21 protein-coding genes are annotated in these 19,376 nt (G+C 67.9%); 20 read left to right on the top strand and 1 reads right to left on the bottom strand.

The features are described from left to right. Positions 1-21: 21 nt before the first annotated feature. The 9 genes from ACWGIU_RS02445 to ACWGIU_RS02405 are packed head-to-tail and all read left to right on the top strand — an operon-like array spanning position 22 to position 7,789. Entirely contained in the window at positions 22-462 is a 441-nt protein-coding gene (locus ACWGIU_RS02445) for a phage terminase small subunit (protein WP_453701816.1), read from the top strand. Further along, entirely contained in the window at positions 455-2,197 is a 1,743-nt protein-coding gene (locus ACWGIU_RS02440) for a terminase (protein ID WP_453701815.1), read from the top strand. Before ACWGIU_RS02445 ends, ACWGIU_RS02440 begins: the two co-directional genes overlap by 8 nt. Continuing rightward, on the top strand, positions 2,194-3,624 hold the full coding sequence (locus ACWGIU_RS02435; RefSeq protein WP_453701814.1) for a phage portal protein: 1,431 nt from the start codon (positions 2,194-2,196) through the stop codon (positions 3,622-3,624). Before ACWGIU_RS02440 ends, ACWGIU_RS02435 begins: the two co-directional genes overlap by 4 nt. After that, positions 3,605-4,375, top strand: coding sequence for a VG15 protein (locus ACWGIU_RS02430; protein WP_453701813.1), 771 nt, complete (start codon positions 3,605-3,607; stop codon positions 4,373-4,375). Before ACWGIU_RS02435 ends, ACWGIU_RS02430 begins: the two co-directional genes overlap by 20 nt. A 5-nt stretch (positions 4,376-4,380) precedes the next feature. Continuing rightward, complete coding sequence (locus tag ACWGIU_RS02425) at positions 4,381-5,016, top strand: hypothetical protein (protein WP_453701812.1); 636 nt, start codon at positions 4,381-4,383, stop codon at positions 5,014-5,016. 15 nt (positions 5,017-5,031) lie between these two features. Next, entirely contained in the window at positions 5,032-5,988 is a 957-nt protein-coding gene (locus ACWGIU_RS02420; RefSeq protein ID WP_453701811.1) for a phage major capsid protein, read from the top strand. Between the two features lie 29 nt (positions 5,989-6,017). Next, positions 6,018-7,001, top strand: a complete 984-nt coding sequence (locus tag ACWGIU_RS02415) for a glycosyltransferase family 4 protein (RefSeq protein ID WP_453701810.1) — start codon at positions 6,018-6,020, stop codon at positions 6,999-7,001. A gap of 9 nt (positions 7,002-7,010) precedes the next feature. Next, a complete protein-coding gene (locus ACWGIU_RS02410; RefSeq protein ID WP_453701809.1) occupies positions 7,011-7,427 on the top strand; it encodes a hypothetical protein in 417 nt (138 codons plus the stop codon). A 29-nt stretch (positions 7,428-7,456) separates the two neighbouring features. Further along, a complete protein-coding gene (locus tag ACWGIU_RS02405) occupies positions 7,457-7,789 on the top strand; it encodes a hypothetical protein (RefSeq protein WP_453701808.1) in 333 nt (110 codons plus the stop codon). On the opposite strand, the gene ACWGIU_RS02400 is transcribed toward ACWGIU_RS02405, so the two are convergent. After that, a complete protein-coding gene (locus tag ACWGIU_RS02400) occupies positions 7,786-8,109 on the bottom strand; it encodes a DUF4429 domain-containing protein (protein ID WP_453701807.1) in 324 nt (107 codons plus the stop codon). The genes ACWGIU_RS02405 and ACWGIU_RS02400 overlap by 4 nt on opposite strands. Positions 8,110-8,138: 29 nt before the next feature. On the opposite strand from ACWGIU_RS02400, the gene ACWGIU_RS02395 reads away from it, so the two are divergent. The 11 genes from ACWGIU_RS02395 to ACWGIU_RS02345 all read left to right on the top strand — a co-directional run. Continuing rightward, positions 8,139-8,471 (top strand): HK97 gp10 family phage protein, encoded by a 333-nt coding sequence (locus ACWGIU_RS02395; RefSeq protein WP_453701806.1) that lies wholly within the window; start codon positions 8,139-8,141, stop codon positions 8,469-8,471. After that, the gene (locus ACWGIU_RS02390) at positions 8,471-8,872 is read left to right on the top strand and encodes a phage tail termination protein (protein ID WP_453701805.1); all 402 of its coding nucleotides are present in this window, start codon (positions 8,471-8,473) and stop codon (positions 8,870-8,872) included. Before ACWGIU_RS02395 ends, ACWGIU_RS02390 begins: the two co-directional genes overlap by 1 nt. 74 nt (positions 8,873-8,946) lie before the next feature. After that, positions 8,947-9,531 (top strand): phage tail tube protein, encoded by a 585-nt coding sequence (locus ACWGIU_RS02385; protein WP_453701804.1) that lies wholly within the window; start codon positions 8,947-8,949, stop codon positions 9,529-9,531. A 90-nt stretch (positions 9,532-9,621) separates the two neighbouring features. Further along, a complete protein-coding gene (locus ACWGIU_RS02380; RefSeq protein ID WP_453701803.1) occupies positions 9,622-9,954 on the top strand; it encodes a hypothetical protein in 333 nt (110 codons plus the stop codon). A 41-nt stretch (positions 9,955-9,995) separates the two neighbouring features. Beyond that, complete coding sequence (locus ACWGIU_RS02375) at positions 9,996-10,370, top strand: hypothetical protein (protein WP_453701802.1); 375 nt, start codon at positions 9,996-9,998, stop codon at positions 10,368-10,370. A gap of 19 nt (positions 10,371-10,389) precedes the next feature. Then, positions 10,390-13,968 carry a hypothetical protein gene (locus ACWGIU_RS02370; RefSeq protein WP_453701801.1) on the top strand — a complete coding sequence of 1,193 codons (3,579 nt, stop codon included), beginning with the start codon at positions 10,390-10,392 and terminating at the stop codon, positions 13,966-13,968. Positions 13,969-13,971: 3 nt separating this feature from the next. Next, on the top strand, positions 13,972-16,203 hold the full coding sequence (locus ACWGIU_RS02365) for a hypothetical protein (RefSeq protein WP_453701800.1): 2,232 nt from the start codon (positions 13,972-13,974) through the stop codon (positions 16,201-16,203). After that, positions 16,203-17,303 carry a DUF5047 domain-containing protein gene (locus ACWGIU_RS02360; protein WP_453701799.1) on the top strand — a complete coding sequence of 367 codons (1,101 nt, stop codon included), beginning with the start codon at positions 16,203-16,205 and terminating at the stop codon, positions 17,301-17,303. Before ACWGIU_RS02365 ends, ACWGIU_RS02360 begins: the two co-directional genes overlap by 1 nt. Continuing rightward, positions 17,300-17,902 carry a hypothetical protein gene (locus tag ACWGIU_RS02355; RefSeq protein ID WP_453701798.1) on the top strand — a complete coding sequence of 201 codons (603 nt, stop codon included), beginning with the start codon at positions 17,300-17,302 and terminating at the stop codon, positions 17,900-17,902. The genes ACWGIU_RS02360 and ACWGIU_RS02355 overlap by 4 nt, the downstream gene beginning before the upstream one ends. Before the next feature lie 15 nt (positions 17,903-17,917). Next, on the top strand, positions 17,918-18,565 hold the full coding sequence (locus ACWGIU_RS02350) for a hypothetical protein (protein WP_453701797.1): 648 nt from the start codon (positions 17,918-17,920) through the stop codon (positions 18,563-18,565). Positions 18,566-18,621: 56 nt separating this feature from the next. After that, positions 18,622-19,376 (top strand): peptidoglycan-binding protein LysM (locus ACWGIU_RS02345; protein WP_453701796.1); only part of this gene is annotated, 755 nt, incomplete at its 3' end.

Here is a 19,376-nt window from a genome sequence, read left to right as displayed (position 1 = left end):
CCCGAGACCCCGGAGGTCGACATGGGTGCACGTGGACCCATAGGTAAACGCTCAGAGGAACGCATGGGGCACCGCTCCAAGGAGGAGAAGGACTCGATCGTGAAGGCCCCATCGGGCCCGCCGGTCGACCTTCCGGACCTCCCCGAGCCGGACGCTCTCTGGCATCCGATCGCCACCGACTGGTACCTGTCCCTGCGTGATTCGGGCCAGGCTGCCTTCTATCAGCCGTCCGACTGGGCGATGGCCCGCTACGCAGCAGAGCTGATGTCGCGCGGCCTGTCTGAGGACCGTCCGCCGAACGGCCAGTACGTCGCGGCGCTCAACTCGGTAATGGCGAGCCTGCTGACGACGGAGGGCGACCGACGGCGGGTCCGGATCGAGCTGGAGCGAAAGCCGGCCGTCAAGGCGGTCCCGGCTTCCGTGACCGCCATCGCCGACTACCGCTCTTCGATCGGTGGCTGACGGCGAGGTTCCCGAGGTCGTCACGCCCTTCACGATCGGCCCGACGTGGCGGCGAGGCGAGGACGGCAAGTTCCTCCTTCCCGAGTACACGCTTGGCTGGCAGGCCCTGGCCTGGACGGCGACCTACCTGCAGCACTACGCAGGGAAGCCGTGGCGGTACACCGATGAGCAAGCGCGTTTGACCCTGTGGTGGTACGCAATGGATCCGGTGACGAACCGGTTCCTGTGGCGTGACGGCGTGATTCAGCGGCTGAAGGGGCACGGCAAGGATCCCCTGGTCGCCACCTATTCGGCCTTTGAGTTCGTTGGACCATGCCGGTTCCACGAGGTCGCGGATGAGGGCAACGAGTGGGGTGTTCCGCCGGGTCAGCCGCTCGGGCGGCAGCACCCGGATGCCTGGGTGCAGATCGCGGCCGTCAGTCAGGATCAGACGCGCAACACGATGACGCTCTTCCCCGGGATGTTCACGAAGCGGGCGATCGAGGAGTACCGGATCGATCTCGGCAAGGAGATCATCTACGCCGACAAAGGGCGAGCCCGCATCGAGGCTGTGACATCGTCGCCGCGGGCCCTCGAAGGGGGCCGGCCATCGGCGGTACAAATGGGGGAAACCCATCACTGGCTGGCTTCGAACGGCGGCCACGAGATGGCGGCCGTCATCGAGCGCAACTCGACGAAGTCGGCAGATGGCCAAGCTCGGTCGCTGGCGAACACGAACGCGTTCGAGCCTGGTGAAGACTCGGTAGCTGAGCGGACTAGAGACGCTTATGAAGCTGCCGAGGCAGGCAGGGCAGCAGACACGGGCCTGTTCTATGACTCGTTGGAGGCTCCAGCGGAGGCCAAGCTGACCGAGGAGTGGATAGCGCCGACCCTGCGCGCCGTCCGCGGGGATTCGATCTGGCTCGACATCGAGCGACTGAAGGCGTCGATCCTCGATGTCCGCAACCCACCGTCCCGCTCTCGGCGCTTTTGGTACAACCAGGTCACCGCCGCCGAGGATGCCTGGATGGCCCGCTACGAATGGGACGCCTGCAAGCGCGAGGATCTTCACCTTGCGGACGGCGACGAAGTTGTCATTTTCTTCGACGGGTCCAAATCTGATGACGCGACGGGCCTGGTGGCTTGCCGCATGTCGGATGGCCTGGTGTCGACCCTTGGGGTGTGGCAGAAGCCGGCGAACTGGCCTGCACCGGATTCTCCGGGGTACGTGCCCTGGTCGGTGCCACGCGAAGACGTCGATGGTGTCGTGGCGAACGCCTTCGGCCGATTCAGGGTGCTGGCGTTCTTCGCCGACCCAGGTTCGGGTCAGGATGAGGACGGCGAGATGTACTGGGACGCCTTTCTCGACCGATGGGGCCAGTCGTTCGGCAAGAAGCTCCTGCTGCGTGCCGTATCGGCCGGCCCGAGGGCACATGCGGTGCGCTGGGACATGCGTGACCGCCGCAATCAGGAGACATTCACCGAGGCGGTTAAGCGCGCTCGTGAGGACATCCTGCAACGCCAGTTGGTCCACGACGGCCACAAGGTGTTGCGTATCCATGTGATTAACGCGCGGCGGAGGACGAACGCCTGGGGGGTCACGATCGGGAAGGAGCACCGCGAGAGTGCCCGAAAGATCGACCTTGCCGTCTGCATGGTTGGCGCCAGGATGCTGAGGCGCCTTGTCCTGAACAATCCGAAGCACCAGAAGCGCTCAACCGTGCGCGGCAAGGGAAGGGTGGTGGTGCTGCGGTGACGACTCCCACCCTGCCCCTGTTGGCGCTGTCGGAGGACGAGCTGGGCATCCTGACGATGCTCCGTTCGGATCTGCTGTCGCAGCGGTTGAAGCTGGAGCTGTTCGACGCTTACTTCAACGGCGAGCAGCTGGTCCGCGATCTGGGGATCTCGATTCCTCCTCAGTTGAAGACCCTCCACACGGTGATCGGCTGGCCTCGGATCGGGGTGGAGGCTCTGGAGCAGCGTCTCGACTTGGAGGCGTTCCGTTGGGCCGACGGCGCTGATTCGTCTGATCTGCTGGAGATCGCCGAGGCGAACGACTGGTTCGACGAAGCCTCTCTGGGGCACCTCGATGCGCTCACTTATGGCCGCGAGTACATGGCGGTGGGCACGGGTGAGGGGGCGGATGCGCCGCCGCTGGTGACGTTCGAGTCGCCGTTGGACATGACGTTGGCTTGGGATGCCCGGCTGCGTCTGTCGACGTCGGCGTTGCGGGAGTGCCAGGGACACAGGTACGAGTTCGGGCTGGCTCCTGAGCAGCGCCTGGTGACGCTGTACCTGCCCATGCAGACGATCTATGCGGTGCAGGCTGACGGCGGCTGGGAGGTTGTCGATCGGGACATGCACAACCTGGGTGTGGTGCCTGTGCTGCGGATGGCGAACCGGCAGCGGACTGCGGACCGTACCGGCAGGAGCGAGATCACTCCTGAGGTCATGTCGATCACAGACGCGGCTTGCCGCCGGCTGATGGGCATCGAGGTCGCCTCCGAGTTCTTCGGAGCTCCGCAGCGCTACATCCTCGGCGCCTCCGAGTCGGCCTTCCAGGACGCCGAGGGCAACACCAAGAGCGCCTGGGAGACGTACATCGGCCGGGTCCTGGCCTTGGAGAGGGACGAGGACGGCAACGTTCCGACGGTCGGCGCGTTCACCGCGCATGACCCGTCGGGGCAGACGAAAATCATCGACTTGTATGCGCGGATCATGGCCACGCAACTCGGTCTGCCGCCGCACATGCTCGGCTACACCAGCGACAACCCCGCTTCGGCGGACGCCATTCGTTCCAGCGAGGGCATGCTGGTCAAGAAGGCCGAGCGCAGAATCAGGCGGTTCAGCGCGACCCATCGCGAGGCCATGCGCTTGGCGCTGTGGGTGCGCGACGGCGAGCCCCCGGAGAAGTCCCGCCGCATCGAGACGGTGTGGCGCAACCCGGCCACGCCGACGATCGCGGCCCAGACCGATGCCGCGGTCAAGATGGTCCAGGCAGGAATCCTGCCCGCAGACGGTGATGTCGTGCTGGAGATGGCCGGCCTGACGGAAGACCAGCGCCAGCGGGTTGCTGCCGAGCGGCGTCGGGCGCGCGGAGCCGACCTGGTTCGGCGGCTGACCGCCGTCCCCGAGGACGACCAGCCGGACCCGGAGGCGACCGATGCCACCGCCGGCGTCTGACGGCGGCCGGGCGGCTGCCGCACAACGGCGGGCTCATCGTGGCCTGTCGCGGCTGCTGACCCGGGACATGCGCGGTCTGCGCCGGCTGATCATTCCGTCGCGGCTGGCGGAGTCGGTACCGGAGTGGATTACGGCTGTCCGTGCGCTCGTCGAGCAGTACGGGGCCGCCTCGGCGAGCCTGTCGGCCGACTACTACGAGGCGGAGCGTGTGGCCGCCGCTGTCACCGGCCGTTTCACGGTTCCGCTTGTGGGCCCGCCCCCGGAGGAGCAGGTCGAGAACAGCCTGCGCTGGGCCACCAAGGATCTCTGGGAGCGCGACCCCGAAGATCCTGCCACGACGGAGGCTCAGCTCGAGCCGATGGACATCCGCTTGGAGCAGGCGGAGAAGAAGGCGGAGGCCGTCGCCCAGAAGCTGGTCGCCGACCAGGGGCGTGGCACCGTCCAGGAGGCGGTACGTCAGGACCGACAGGCCACCGCGTGGGCTCGCGCAGCTGCCCTTGGCGCCTGCGCGTTCTGTAAGATGCTCGCTTCCCGCGGAATCGTCTATAAGCAGGACACGGCAGGTTTCCGGTCCCACGACGGCTGTCATTGCGGCGTGATTCCGGTGTTCAAGGGGCAGAAGTTCGAGCTGTCTGCTCATGCGCGTGAGTGGGAGCGGATCTACCGCGACTACGCCGCACCCTATCCGGGCGATCAGCTCCGCCGTTTCCGGCGGGCTCTCGCCGATCACGGGCATCTGCCCGTTCTGTAACCCCCATGGCCGCCCTGGAGGTGGCCTTCTCTCAGCCCCTGGAGGGCCGTTTCACCATGCCCGAAATCGAGGAGACCGAGCAGTCCGTCGAGGAACCGCAGGTAGCCGAGCCCGCCCAGGAGGCGGACGACGAAGAAGCGGAACCCTTCGACGCAGAGCGGGCCAAGAAGGCGATCAACAAGAAGAACGCCGAGGCCAAGGCCCTTCGGGAGCGCCTCAAGGAAGCGGAGCCCCTGCTGGCCGAACTGCAGCGCCTCAAGGATGCCGAGAAGTCGGAGTCTGAGCGCCTGAGCGACCAGCTGACTGCCGCGCAGGAGCGGGCCACAAGGGCTGTTCGCGCTGCCGTCGCCTCAAAGGTCGAGGCCATGGCCAGGGACTTCGCGGACCCGGAGGACGCGGTCGGCTCGCTGGACCTCGCCGCCTATGTGGACGAGGACGGCGCTATCGACACCGACGCCATCAAGGACGCCCTCGCCGATCTCCTCAAGCGCAAGCCGCACTGGGCCCGTCCCGACGAGGGCGGCCCGCGCCGCCCCGCCCCGGACCGCACCCAAGGCTCTTCGGGCAACGGCAACCGAACCCCCTCCAACCCCGGCGAGGTCTTCGCCGGAATCATGCAGCAGGCCCTGAAGGGCCACTGAGAGAGGTAGCCCTCAATGGTTGCGACCGCACCCATCAAGCTGAGCGACATCAATGCCACGTTCCTCCCGCCCACACTGACCGGCCCCATCTTCGAGAAGTCCGTCGAGCAGAGCGCCATCATGAGCCTCGCCCGCCGGGTCCCTCTGTCGATGTCGGCTAACACGGCCGTGCCGGTGCCGCTGGACGTGCCGACCGCCGACTGGGTCGAGCAGGCCGGCCGTAAGCCGCTCGGTACGGGCGGCGTCGACATCAAGACGATGACCGGCAAGAAGATCGCCGTCCTCATTCCGGTCGCGATGGAGGTCGTGCAGTCCAACGCTGCTGGCCTCTGGACTCAGCTTCAGTCCGACCTGCCGACCGCGTTCTCCCGGGCCTTCGACCGGGCCGCGATCCACGGCAAGACAATGAAGGGCGCCACCGGCCCCTTCGCCGACTACCTCGCCGAGACGACCAAGTCGGTCACGATCGGGACGGCTTCGCAGGCCACGGGCGGTATCTACAAGGACATCGTCAACGGCATGCGGGAGGTTGTCACCGACGACTGGGACTACACCGGTACCGTCGCCGACCATCGTCTCCAGCTGGACCTGCTGGGGGCGACCGACACCACCGGCCGTCCCATCTTCGTCGAGACGCGCGAGCCGGGGATGGGCATGGCTGTGGCCGGCTCGCTGGTCGGCAACCCGCTGGCCTACTCCCGCGCGGTGTCCGGCAAGCTGAGGCGCCAGTCGGGGACGGTCGACACCGGCCTGCGGGCCATCGGCGGTGACTGGTCCCAGACCGCCTACGGCGTCGGCATGGACATCACGGTGAAGATCAGCCGTGAGGCGACGTACATCGACGAGGACGGCGGCGTGCACTCGGCCTTCCAGGAGAACCTCGTTCTCCTGCTGGCGGAGGCCTACTACGGGTTCGTCCTGGGCGACGTCGAGGCGTTCGTCAAGTACCTGGCGGCCGGCGGCTCCTCCTGATGCCGGGCGTGGGGGGTGGCCGGGCGCCGATGCGGATCGTCGCCCGGCTGCACGGCTACCCGCCGCGCCACAACGCCGGAGCCGAGTGGATGGTCCAATCCATGTTCAGGGCCCTGGTCGAGCGAGGTCACGACGTGTCGGTGTGGCTGTCCCGCTACACCGACGACAAGGCGGACTACGAGCTTGACGGCGTCAAGGTCATCCCGCTGCAGTCCCGCCTCGACGCGGGTACGGCTATCCGCCAGGCAGACGTTGTCGTCTCCCACCTGGAGAACGTGCCGTCGGCCGGGGCCCTGGCCCGCGGGTACGGGAAGCCGCTGGCGGTGGTCTGTCACAACACCCACCGGCAGAGCTTCCGGGAGATGGCGGGCGGCTGTGAGCTGGCCGTCTACAACTCGCAGTGGATGAAGCGCGAGGCGGAGCTGTTCTTCGCCGAGTACCCGAAGGGCGTCCGGCCGGGCCGGGATGTCATCGTCCGGCCGCCCGTCTTCGCCGACGAGTACCGGACGAAGCCCGGTAACAAGGTGACCCTGGTCAACCTGAACTTGGAGAAGGGCGGCGCCCTCTTCGAGAAGCTGGCCCGCAGGATGCCTGACGTCGAGTTCCTCGCGGTCGTCGGCGCCTACGGCGAGCAGATCGTCCCTGATCTGCCGAACGTCAAGGTCATCGACCACATGTGCGGCCACGAAATGCGGGACAACGTGTACGGCAGGACGAAGATCCTGCTGATGCCGTCGTCCTACGAGTCGTGGGGCCGTGCCGGGGTTGAGGCTATGGCCAGCGGCATCCCGGTGATCGCCCACCCCACGCCAGGGCTGTGCGAGTCGCTGGGCGAGGCGGGCGTGTTCATCAACCTGCATGACGTGGACGGCTACGAGATGGCCATTCGCAAGCTGCTGACCAGCAAAACCGAGTACGGGCTGGTCGCGAAGCGCGCAAAGGCCCGCTCTGCCGAACTGGATCCCGCCCCGGACCTGGCCACCTGGTGCGATGCCGTGGAGGCCCTGACCTAGGAGGCTCCGATGGCATTCGTCCCTCCTACCGCCGAGCAACTGGCCCTCTACCTGGGGCTGGAGGAGATCTCCGGCGACCGGGCGGATCTACTGATCGAGCAGGCTGTCGCGCTGGCTCAGTCGGTCGTCAAGCCTCTGCCGGACGAGGCGACCGCGGTCGTTCTGTCCGTGGCCGGCAGGGCCTACGTCAATCCGCAGCAGGTGTCCTACGAGACGATCGGCCCGATGTCGGTCCAGCGTCCGACGGGCTCCGGAGGGCTGTACCTGACCAAGGCCGACAAGGCGGCTCTCAAGAGCCTGGCCGGCCGGGGCGGGGCGTTCACGGTCGACCCGACGCCGGAGACGGCGGATCCGTCGCCGAGCTGGCCGGTCGATGACACCTACGGTGCCGGGCTGGAGTACGAGCCCGGCTGGGGGTGGGTGTAGTGCCCGCCCCGTACCCCTACGGCGAGACTGTGGTGCGCCTGCGTCGCGGAACCTCGCCCGGCCGGGACCCGCGCGGCCAGCCGATCCCCGGCACCCTGACGGAGACACCGATCGCGGGATGCGTTGTCACTCCGCGGGCCGAGTCCCCGCAGGTCGGCGGGGAGCAGCAGCAGGCCAGGGATACGGTGATCGTCGGCTGGACGGTGTACGCGCCGCCCGGATCCGACATCGTCACCACCGACCAGGTCCGGATTCGCGGCGAGGTCTGCGAGATCACCGGCCAGCCCGGCGATTGGGGTCAGTCCCCGTTCACGGGCACGGCCGGCCCGGTCCAGTTCGCTGCTGACCGGGTCACCGGCTAGCCGTTACGGGCCTGCTCGATCGCGGCGACCAGCTTGGCTGCACCGTTGTTGCTGCGGTGCGGGATCGACAGGCTGTGCGGATCCGATTGGGGCGGGCGACCCCCCGACAGGAGACTGCTCGATTCGGCGGCGGGGGCGCTGCCCGGCAGAACGAACTGCAGGTAGCCGTGGAACAGGCGTGTGGCTGGCTTCAGCCTGGTGCCGGTCACGTCTGCTGCTCGGAGCCGGAACTCGCGCGGCTGCTGCCCGACCGCCCGCTTCACGATGGTGATCCATTCCCCATCGAAGCTGACGCTGCCCTGCACGCCCTTGACGTCCATGCGACCCCCCAGGTTGAGGAGGCGAGGCTATGGCTGCCCGATTCAAGATGTCCAACCGCGGAGTCGGTCAGCTGCTGAACTCGCCGATGATCTCTGCGGAGATGCTGCGTCGCGCGCAGGTCATCAAGGGCGTGGCTGAGGCGATTTCCCCTGTCGGCGGACCAGGTGACCCGCACCCAGGCAAGTACAAGGCGTCCTGGTACGCCAAGGTGGAGCGCAAAGGAATCGGCCGGTCGAGGAAGAAGCGGCCGGTCGGCGTGGTCGGGAACAGCGTCTACTGGGCCCGCTGGGTCGAGTTCGGCACCGAGCGCGTCCACGCGCACCACGTGCTGCTACGGGCAGCCCAGATTGGTGGCCGTTGATGGCTGCGGTCGGCTCTGTGGACGTTGAGCTCCTGGTCATTCAGTGGCTTCAGGCGCAGTTGGGCAGCGGGGTCGTGGTTCGTGATGAGCTCGACAACAATCTGCTGGCTGAGCTGCCCACGGTCCAGGTCGAGCGGATTGCTGCCGGCGACGATGACGGGTTCCGGGTCGACCGGGCACTTGTCGACATCGACGTGTACGCCTCCACCCGAGGCGCAGCCGTGGCGATGGCTACGCAGATCCGTGGTCTGGTGCTGGGGATCCTGCCCGGGTCCACCACGGGCGGCGCGGTCGTCGGCCGCGTGGCGACTGTCACGGCTCCTGGCGTCCGCCCCTACGAGAACACCGGGCTCCGCCGCGTCGGGGCCACCTATGAGATCTACAGTCACCCGGTCTCCTGACCGGTCCAGGACCGCGCCGGCCCTGTCCCGACCCCGTCCGTTGGCGGGGTCTTCGCATGTAGGAGACCCACCTCATGGTCAACATCACTCGCGCCGCGGACCTGACTCAGATCGGCGCCAACGGCGGCGGATGGGTTGCGGATGTCGGCACCGCAGCTCCCGCGACCCCCCTGACCCAGCCCGCTGCGGCCTGGAAGCCCCTCGGCTGCATCTCCGATGACGGCCTCGTCCAGGGCTTCGACGAGGACTCTCAGGAGTTCACGCCGTGGGGCCTAACGTCCCCGATCCGCACCCAGATCACCAAGAGCCTCCGGACGTTCAAGCTGACCGCCTGGGAGACCAGCCGGACCACCGTCCAGTCTCTCCAGTACCGGATCCCGGTCGCCGAACTCGCGCCGGTCGGCTCTTTGACGAGCTTCGCGGAGACCGCATCTCCGGTTCCGGACCGGCGCGCATTCTGGTTCGCCATCTTCGACGGCGACACCTCGCGAGGCTTCTACGTCCCCGAGGGCGAGGTCAGCGACCGCGCCGACGTCACCCACAAGCAGGACCAGATGGCGGGCTTCGAGTGGACCATCACGGCCTACCCGGACGCCGCCGGAAACACCGTCTACCACGCCGACATGGTCCCGGTCACGCCCGACTACATCGGGTCCTGACCCCAGAACGGCGGGCAGGCCGATACCTGGCGCGGTCCCGGCCTGCCCGCTTCACATGCTTCGACCGCGCCCCCGTGAAAGGACCGTGCCATGACCGAGAACGACCCTGAAGTGACTCCCGCCGAGGCGCAGGAGATCGAGGCCTCCGGCCACTACTTGAGCGCCGCACTCTGCGGCAAGACCCTGGAAATCGTGCCTTCCGGCGCCTGGCGGCAGAGCGCCATGCGCATGCTTCGCGAGGGCGACATCGACGGGTTCATGGACCAGGTTCTCAGCCCGGAGTCCTACGAGCTGTACCTGGACCTCGACCCCACGAACGACGAGGTCGGCGAGTTCGTCAACGGTGCCGGCGAGGCCTCCGGCGAGCCGATGGGAAAGTCCAGTGGACCCAAGGCGTCGCCGAGGCGCACGCGGAAGCGCTAGAAGCCGACTTGGCCCATCACTACCCGCGAGACGCCGACCAGATGGACGCCTACCGCCGCGGAGAGATGTCGAACCGGCGGCTTCGGGTCCTGATTCAGGGCCTGCCGCCGGAGTCGGCGACTCTGACGGCTCTGCGTGCGGAGATGCCCGAAGAAGAGCTGGACAGGCAAGCGGAGGCCGGCGAGCCGGAGAAGGCGCGCTGGTCCCAGAGCGAGCTGCTGCTGGCCTCGGCCATCGACGCTTTGCGTCGGGTCGAGTACGTGCTGATCTGCGCGAACACCGACAGCAAGGGGAAGCGACCAAAGCCCCCTGAGCCGATCGCCCGTCCGGGTGTGAGGACGAAGCAGGCCAAGCCGGTCCTGACCGAAACGGGCGCCAACAAGCTGTTCGAGTTGATCAACGGCGGCGCGGCCTGACGCGCGGGAGGAGGCTCCCGTGGCGATCACCGTGGGCTCGGTCGAGGTCGATGTCATCCCCAACACCAGGGGGATCTACGCACGTCTGCAGGCCGGTCTGGTGCCTGCCGCAACCCGCGCCGGAGACGACGCAGGAGAGGCGGCCGGCCGCTCGTTCGGGCCCGCAATGCAGCGTCAGCTGGGCGCTGTGGGGCTGTCGATCGGGGAGCAGATCGGCCAGCAGATCTCGAACCGGATCGTTGCCCAGCTTCGAGGCTCCCTCTCTCAGGGGCTTCAGCAGGGAGGCCCTCAGGCGCGCGCCACCGCAGCCCGCGAGGGGCAGGAGGTCGGGGGAGCGTTCTCCCGGTCGCTGAAGGCCAAACTCGAAGCCGCCTTTCGCTCGCTCCCTAAGATCAATATCGACGCGAATACATCCGAGGCCGACTCGGACCTGCAGGCCTTGCGCGTTCGGATGGAGACGCTGGCGTCGAAGCGGATCGGTATCGACATCGACGCCGCTGCCGCCAAGGCTGAGATTCGTCTCATCGAGGCAGAGTTGGAGCGTCTCGGCGCCCGGCACCCCAACGTGCAGGTTCGCGCCGATACGGCTGCGGCGCGCGCGCAGCTTGCTCTCGTCCGGGCGGAGATCGACGCGGTCGACGGTAAGCGGGCGCGGATCGACGTCGACACCTCCGGTGCGCTCTCTGCCATCCTCCATCTGACCGTTGCCATCGGCGGTCTTGCCGTCATCCCGGCGATTCCTATCCTCGCCGCCGGTATCGGCGCGATCGGCTCGGCTGCGGTGGCCTCGGCGGCTGGCGTCGGCGCCCTTGCTGCCGTGGCCGCGCCCGCCTTCATCAACATTGCCGGCGCCTTGCAGGCTCAAAAGGCGGCTCAGGAGGCGGCGACCGCTGCGTCGCAGCGTGGAGCGCAGGGCGCTGCTCAGGCTGCCATCGCGCAGGCCAAGTACCAGGCCGCGCTCGACAAGCTTTCGCCCTCGGCGCGTGGCACGTTCGACGCCTTCCAGTCCCTGCGGACCGCGTTCAAGGGCTGGTCGGAGTCCCTTCAGCCTGCCGTGATGCCCCTCTTCACGCGCGCGCTGGACGGGATACGGAATAGCCTTCCGGGCCTGACCCCGTTCGTCCTGGCCGCGGCCAAGGCGATCGGCATCCTGCAGGACAAAGTGAGTGCCGGCTTCAAGTCCCCGTGGTGGATCAGCTTCCGTGACGACCTCGCGAAGGCTGTCGTCCCGGCGACGGTCGGCCTGGGCGTCGCCATCGGCAACGTCTTCAAGACCCTCGGCGGGATCGTTGATGCCTTCCTGCCGCACATGGATGAGATCTCCTTGCGGATGCGGGAGATCACCGGTCGCTGGGCCACGTGGGCGACCGGCCTGAAGGGGACCGACAAATTCACGAACTTTCTCGCTTACTCGGCCGAGCAGGGCCCGATCCTGGCGAAGGTCATAGGCGACATCGGTGCCGCGATCTTCCAGATTTCGCGGGCGACGGCGCCCCTTGCCGGGCCCGTCCTGGGCACCCTGGGAGCAGTGCTGACCGCGGTCGCTTCCATCGCCGAGACGCTGCCTTGGCTGATCCAGCTGATGTATGCGGCCTGGGTCGTTACGAAGCTGTGGACTCTCTCGCTGATCATCTTCAACGCGGTGATGAGCGCCAACCCCATCGTGCTGATCGTCATTGGCATCGTCGCCCTCGTTGCTGCGGTCATCTACGCCTACAAGCACTGGACGTGGTTCCGTGAGGTCGTAGACGCCGCCTGGCGCGGGATCGTCGCCGGCGCCCAGTACGTCTGGGCCATTCTGCAGCCGATCCTGGCCGGTATCTGGACTGCCCTCCAGGTCGTGGGCGCCGTCGCGCTGTGGCTCTGGGAGAACGGCATACGGCCCGCGTTCGAGCAGATCTGGCAGGCCGCGCGCTTCCTCTGGGCGGTCGTGGCCGTCGCGGTGATCGCGCCGTTGGTCATCTGGTTCAAGATCCTCGGCGCGATCGCAATGTGGCTCTGGGAGTCGACGTTCAAGCCCGCGTTCGAGGGCATTGCGGCCGCCGCCATGTGGCTCTGGACTGCTTTCCTGCGGCCCGTGTTCGGCTGGATCGCCGATGCTGCGGTCTGGCTGTGGCGGGAGAAGATCAGCCCGGCCTGGGAGGCCCTGCGGCTCGGAACGCGCTTGTTGGGTGAGCGCTTCCGGGAACTCCGGGACTCCTACGTCAAGCCGATCTTCGAGTGGATCGCCGAAAAGGCGGGCTGGCTGTACGAGAACGGCATCAAACCCCACTTCGACCGAATCAAGACCGCTGTCGGCCTGGTGAAGGATGCCTTCAGTCTCGCCCGGGACGGCATCAAGACCGTCTGGAACGAGCTCGAAGAGATCACGCGTAAGCCCGTCCGGTTCATCGTCGAGACCGTCTACAACGGCGGCATCGTGCCCGTCTGGAACGCCGTCGCCAAGATCGCGGGCCTCAATCAACTGGAGAAGATGAGGTTCGCGACCGGCGGCTCAGTCTTCGGTGCCGGCACCGCAACCTCCGACTCGATTCCGGCATTGCTCTCTAACGGCGAGCATGTGTGGACGGCAAGGGAGGTGCAGGCAGCAGGCGGCCACTCGGTTGTCGAATCGCTTCGCTCCCGCGCACTCCAGAGCGGCGCCACCTTCGCGGCCGGCGGCGCTGTGGGCCTTCCTCGGTTCGCGGACGGAGGCGTCGTCGACTGGCTGTCCGGCAAGGCGCAGCAGATCGGCAGCGCCGTCATGACGGCCTTCGACTTCATGGCGAACCCTGCCAAGGGCTGGGACACCGCGACTCAGGTTCTACGCGACAAGATCGGCGAGAACCTCACGGGCAATCAGTGGGCTCAGGCTCTGAGTCAGCTGCCTCTGGCCATGCTCAAGGGCTTGAAGACCAAGGTCATCACGGCGACCGAGGAGCTGATCGGCGGAGGTACCGCCTCGGGTTCCGTGGCCGCCGCAATGGGCTTCGCCCGCTCACAGGCCGGCAAGCCCTACCAGTGGGGCGGCGCCGGCAATCCCAGCTGGGACTGCTCCGGGTTCATGTCCGGCATCCAGAAGGTCATCCTGGGGCAGTCGCCGCTCGGCCGCCTCTGGTCCACGTTCAGTTTCCAGGGCGACACTGCCCCGGCCGGCTGGCACCGAGGCCTCCGCTCACCCTTCATGGTCGGCATCACCAACAACGGTGTCGGCCACACCGCCGGAACCCTCGCCGGGATGAACGTCGAGTCCCGCGGTGGAGAGGGCGTGGTCGTCGGCAGCCGGGCCCGCGGCTACAACAACAGCCTGTTCCAGGACTGGTACGGATTCGCGCCGGCCCTCGGGAAGTTCGACTCGGGAGGCTATCTCCAGCCGGGCATGAACCTGGCCTACAACGGCACCGGTCGGCCGGAACCGGTGTTCACCACGCAGCAGGCGAATGCCCTGACGCGAATGAGCACCAGTCCGGCCAGTGGAGGTCTTCAACCGGGCGACGCTCTCACCCTCGTCGTTGGCGAGCACGAGTTCGACGCCTACGTCGACACCCGCGCGGATGCCCGAGTCGTGGGCGGCATGAGGCAACTGGGCCAGACGACGCAGCCTGGACGGAGGGGGTAGAGCATGGCGATCCCCGGCAACTTCCTGTCAGCGGTCACGGAGTCCGTGGACCCCAACACCTCGGGCTGGCTCGCGAAGCTCAATTGCGCGATCAGTAATGGGACGGGTGGCCGTAACGGCAATGGGACTCTCAAGCTGACGTCCACGGCGAGTGGGGAGATGCAGGCGCGTACTGCCTCCTCATACGCTGTGACGGTCGGCCAGGAGTACCAGGCCTTCGCCGATGCTTCCGGTGCGACGGTGCCGGAGCGGATCGGTATCCGCTGGATGACTGCGGCGGCCGCCGAGATCAGCATCACGTGGTCGCTGTCGACTGCGACCGCGTCGGCGACCTGGCACCGGATCGCGGTCTCGGGAGTCGCCCCGGCTACGGCGGCCTCGGCGCAGGTGGTGGTCTCAGCATCGCCCGTCGCAGGCGGGGTGATCAATCACTTCGAGAACGTCTGCCTCGGCACCCCGATGCGCACACAGGGCAACCTGTTGTCGGCGGATGCGGAGGGTATCGAGCACGCGACCCTGAAGTGGGTGTCGGAGAGCAACTGCTCGGTCGCCCGGCAGGCGCCGATGGTGTCCTGGCCGGTCGACTACTACCTGGCGGGCGGCCAGGTTTTGGCGCTGACCGTCACCGCGAACGGCAACGCAGCAGCCAAGATCACGGAAAAGCCAGCAGCGACGGCGGGTACCGAGTACGTCGGCTACTGCTACCTCAGCCCTCCCACCTCCGGCTCCACGACCTGGGTGGAGCTGCGGTTCTACACGGCTGCGGATGTCCTGCTGACGGCAACCCGCTCGAACCTTGCGGCGCCGGGGACCGGCTACTACCAGCAGCGCGTGTCCGCGGTCGCCCCAGCGACGACCGCGTATGCGACGCTCGCCGTCGGCATCACCACGGGTACGGCCGCGCAGGTGATGCGGATCGACGGCGCGGTCATTACGACCGCCCCCGTGATCCGTGAGGGCAGCATCATCCCTTACGCGGACGCCAGCTTTGAGAAGGATGCGGCCGGCTGGACGGTGGTCAGTGGTGTCGCAACGCTGGCCCGGTCCACGCCGTGGGGTGCTTATGCCATCGACGGCGCCTACGCCCTGACCGTGTCGTCGGCGACGGCCACGGCCAGCACGATCCGCTCCGCACGCTTCCCGGCCGGGGCTGCTGCCGGGCTGAGTTTCCGGTGCCAGCTGTACACGAACGTCAGCGCGGGCGGGTGGACGATCCAGCGTCACATCCGCTGGTACGACGCCGCCAACAACAGCCTCGGCCTCACCTCTTCGACGTCGGCTGCCGCGCCGACCCCCGACTGGTGGGTCCTCACGCACAGCGGGACGGCTCCCGCGCTCGCCACGCAGGCCGCGGTGGAACTGACGCTGACGGCGACGGCTGTCTCGTCGGCGCTGCGGGTGGATGCGGTGCAGGTGTGGGAGGCGCTGCCGCTGATCGCGGTGGCCGCTGACGACACGACAGCCGTGATCACCCTGACGCTGCGGGAGCTGACCGCCGGCTATCTCCTGACGGTGTGGCGGACCACGTCGGACGGTGCGCGGACCCTGGTCCGGGGGGCTTCCGGTCTCATCCAGTACGAGGAGATCACCGCCGACCAGGTCATCATCGAGGACGCCGAGGCCCCGCTGGGGGTGCCGGTGACGTACTACGTGGAGATCGTCGCCGATGTCGCCGCGACCCCGGAGTCCCGGACCAGCGACAGTGTCGAGCTCGATCCGGGTGACACCCAGTACGCGTGGCTGAAGGATCCCGGCCGCCCGGACCGCAACATGCGGGTGATGATGGCGGAGCCTCCGTCCTGGTCGCGGCCGATCGCGCAGGCCGAGTACCGGGTCCGTCGCCGCCGCAACTCCGTGGTCCTCAGCGACGTCCGCGCCGGCCTCGAGGGAACCCTGACCGTTTTCACGCAGACCGACGACGAGCGGGAGGCGCTGCACCGGCTGCTCGACTCCGGGTCGGTGCTGCTGTGGCAGGCCGCCCCCGGCCACGGTGTCGACGACATGTACATCGCGGTCGGCGCCGCAGCGGAGGGCCGGCAGGGGATGGCGACGGATACGTGGCGGACCTGGCAGCTGCCCGTCAAGCAGGTCGATATGCCCGTCACGGTGGGCGTCGCGAGCTCCTCCGGCCGTACCTGGCAGGACATCCTCACCGAGAATGCGACTTGGGCCGAGGTGCTGTCCAAGTACCTCACCTGGGAGGACGTGTTCCTGGACCGGCAGATCGGAGTCTGATGTACGCCGTCTCCGACCGCTTCCTGCAGGCCATCGCCGAGTCCCACGACGTTTCCGTCGAGGTGGTCCTCATCCGCACCGACGGCACCTCGGAGACTCTCGACATCACTGGTGGCAGCGTGTCCGTCGACCGGAGCGCGTCGGTGCGCCGCACCTGCACGGTCACGCTCGCCGACCCGACCCTCATCCCGCGGACCGCCGCCGACAAGGTGTCCATCTACGGTGCACGGCTGCGGATCAGTCGCGGCGTCCAGTACGGCGACGGCTCCCAGGAGCTGGTGCCGCTCGGGGTTTTCCGGATCGACAGTGTCAGCGGCGACGTCGATGAGGGGCCCGTCTCCATCACGGGCAAGGGCCTCGAAGTGGTGGTCGCCGACGACCGGTTCACGACCCCGTACCGGGCGTCGGGGACTGCGGTGAGCGCCGTCACCTCCCTGATCCAGCGTTCCATCCCGACCGCCTCCGTGGTCATCGGGACGGTTGCGGATGTTCCGATCGGCGCCCGGACCTGGGACGTCGGGGCCGATCCGTGGGCGGCGGTCGGGGAGCTCGCTTCCGTCATCGGCGCCGAGGTGTACGCCGACGGCTCCGGGGCGTTCGTCATCACCGAGCTGCCCGACATCCTCACCAGCAGCCCAGTGTGGACGGTCTCGGCAGCCGAGGGCGGCACTTACGTCGAAGCCAGCCGAGGCATGAGCAGTGACGCGGTCTTCAACGGGATCCTCGCCGGCGGGGAGAACAGCGAGGCCGGTGTCGCCCCGTTCCAGGTGCTCGTCGTTGACTCCGACCCCGGCAGCCCCACGTACTGGGACGGTCCTTACGGGCATCGCCTTGCCCCGCAGCCGGTGACCTCCCCGGCGATCCTCACCTCCATCCAGGCGACCGCGGCGGCGACGCTGCGGCTGCGGCAGGCCCAGGCCGCGAACGCCTCCGCCGATCTGACCACGCTGCCCAATCCGGCGTTGGAGGTGGGCGACGTTCTGCGGGTCGTCTATGCGGACGGCACCGCCGAACTCCACCAGGTCAGCGCGTTCCCGGTCCCGCTGGACGTCGGCGGAGCGTTCACGATCCGCACGATCTCCGCGAAGGAGGATGCGTGAGCTCAGTACAGCAAGCCGCCTCCGACCTCGCCGACATCCTTCACGCCCAGGTGCGGCAGGCCTCCGACCAGGATCCCAGCATCCGCGGCGCGGACTGGCGGCTGGCCGTCGTCGCATCGATCCAGACCACCGGCACCGTCACGACCACCGACGGGATCATCGCCCGTCGTACCGACCTGTACGTCACACCCGTCGTCGGCGACACGATCATCCTCACCGTGTCCGGCATGGGCAACTGGCTCGCCCTCTGCCGGACGGCGCCCGCGTCCACGGCCGGCACCTGGCAGGCCCTGCCGTACAGCGGCACGTGGTCCGCCTGGGGAGGCGGGTACCTCTCACCTGGCTACCGCATCAACGGCGACGGCACCGTCTCCCTGTGCGGTCTGGCCAGAGCACCGGCCTCCACGACCACGGCATCGACACTGGCCACGCTGCCTGTTGGTGCGCGGCCTACCGCGACGGTCCGCCTCGACATCACTGTCAACTCCGGCTTGCACGCCGCACTCGAAATCTCTACGGCCGGCGTGCTCCTGGTCGCCGACTTCGTGGGCACGGCCCTCTGGGCCGCCCTCGACGGCGCCGTGTTCCGCATCTCATAGAAGAGGGGGCGCCCCGTGGCGACCGACGTATACGGGCAGGGCTTCCAGGTCGCAGCCCTCACAGACCCGCCGAACGCGCAGACTTTGGCCACGAACCTGGCGCTGATGGCCGGGCAGACCGTCATGCGGTTCACGAACGCCGCCGCCCGCGCTGCCGCGATCACCAGCCCGGTCGCGGGCATGCACGCCTACCTCGTGACCGAGAAAAGGCTCACCTACTACGACGGCACCGCATGGATCATCCAGAACACCAACGCGTTCGTGTACGCGTCGGCCACCCAGTCGGTCCTGAACAACACGGCCACCACGATCAACATCAACGCGGCGATCGTCGATGACACAGCCGGGCTGAATGTCGCAGGCCACTACTGGCAGACCCCCATGGCGGGCGTATACCGGATGACCGCCATGGTGTCCTGGGTCGGCGGCGGAGGCGGCTGGCGGACCCTGTGGCTCAACAATAACGGCGTCCAAATCGTGGGCTCTCAGGGCGGATCCGTCGGCGGGTCCGTCGGCACCACACAGGAGCGCACCGTCGTCGCCTCGCTGGCCGCCGGACGTCAGATATCCCTGCTCGCCCTGCAGCAGTCCGGCAGCCCCCTCAGCACCGACCTCCCCGGCAACGTCGCCGGGTCCATCGACATTCAGTTCCTGCACGCCTGACCGCCCAGCCCCGGACCGTACCGGCCGGGGCCTTCGCATGTCTGGAGGTTCCGCCCGTGGGCGAAATCTGGATTCCCGAGGCCATCCGGCTCGGCGCTAGCAGCAGCGGTGGCGTGATGGACACCCCGGGCAGCCCGCCCCGCTCGGTGTGGCACACCACGGAGGGCAGCTCGGGCACCCGGGCCGCCTTCGACGCCACCGCCGACTACCTGATCGAGAAGGCGTCCGAGCCGCACATCCTGTACGACCCGACCACCGACATGCTCGGTCAGTTCCTGCCGCTCAACCTCAGCGCCCGAGCCCTCCGCAATGCCGACTCCGTGCGGACCAACCGGACCGGCAAGGTGTGCATCCAGGTCGAGGTCATGGCCAAGGCGGCGAAGGCCTTCACCGGCTACTGGAAGCCCGGCCCGAACTTCCGGGCCCTGCTCCGTGCGATCCGCTCCTGGGGCATCCCGGACGAGTGGCCCGCGGGCCGTCTCGCTCAGTCGTACAGCGACGACTCGCCCCGCCCCCTGACCATCTGGCAGACCCGGGGCGGCCACTACGGGCACTCCAACGTTCCCGGAAACGATCACTGGGACCCGGGAGCCATCGACCGGGTTGCCCTCCTGAACGCCGGCGCCACTCAGCCCACCACACCCCCTCAACAGGAGGACATCGTGACCCCCGCAGAAATCCAGGCCATCGCCGCCGCGGTGTGGAATCACCCGCTGCCGAACATCACGACCGCCGGCGTCGAAGACGGCAAGACGAAGGAGGCGTTCTGGCTGCTCGTCTGGCAGGACTACGCCCACAAGCAGGTCATGGA

This window comes from Streptomyces sp. NPDC054840 (genome assembly GCF_053611065.1).
The sequence above is the reverse complement of the archived record's forward strand: the minus strand, read 5'-3'. Positions and strand labels throughout refer to the sequence as shown.

Coding starts and splice junctions, on each gene's coding strand:
- ACWGIU_RS02445 (WP_453701816.1), top strand. CDS start 22: ATGGGTGCACGTGGACCCATAGGTAAACGCTCAGAGGAACGCATGGGG.
- ACWGIU_RS02430 (WP_453701813.1), top strand. CDS start 3,605: ATGCCACCGCCGGCGTCTGACGGCGGCCGGGCGGCTGCCGCACAACGG.
- ACWGIU_RS02425 (WP_453701812.1), top strand. CDS start 4,381: ATGGCCGCCCTGGAGGTGGCCTTCTCTCAGCCCCTGGAGGGCCGTTTC.
- ACWGIU_RS02420 (WP_453701811.1), top strand. CDS start 5,032: ATGGTTGCGACCGCACCCATCAAGCTGAGCGACATCAATGCCACGTTC.
- ACWGIU_RS02415 (WP_453701810.1), top strand. CDS start 6,018: ATGCGGATCGTCGCCCGGCTGCACGGCTACCCGCCGCGCCACAACGCC.
- ACWGIU_RS02410 (WP_453701809.1), top strand. CDS start 7,011: ATGGCATTCGTCCCTCCTACCGCCGAGCAACTGGCCCTCTACCTGGGG.
- ACWGIU_RS02400 (WP_453701807.1), bottom strand. CDS start 8,109: ATGGACGTCAAGGGCGTGCAGGGCAGCGTCAGCTTCGATGGGGAATGG.
- ACWGIU_RS02395 (WP_453701806.1), top strand. CDS start 8,139: ATGGCTGCCCGATTCAAGATGTCCAACCGCGGAGTCGGTCAGCTGCTG.
- ACWGIU_RS02390 (WP_453701805.1), top strand. CDS start 8,471: ATGGCTGCGGTCGGCTCTGTGGACGTTGAGCTCCTGGTCATTCAGTGG.
- ACWGIU_RS02385 (WP_453701804.1), top strand. CDS start 8,947: ATGGTCAACATCACTCGCGCCGCGGACCTGACTCAGATCGGCGCCAAC.
- ACWGIU_RS02380 (WP_453701803.1), top strand. CDS start 9,622: ATGACCGAGAACGACCCTGAAGTGACTCCCGCCGAGGCGCAGGAGATC.
- ACWGIU_RS02375 (WP_453701802.1), top strand. CDS start 9,996: ATGGACGCCTACCGCCGCGGAGAGATGTCGAACCGGCGGCTTCGGGTC.
- ACWGIU_RS02365 (WP_453701800.1), top strand. CDS start 13,972: ATGGCGATCCCCGGCAACTTCCTGTCAGCGGTCACGGAGTCCGTGGAC.
- ACWGIU_RS02360 (WP_453701799.1), top strand. CDS start 16,203: ATGTACGCCGTCTCCGACCGCTTCCTGCAGGCCATCGCCGAGTCCCAC.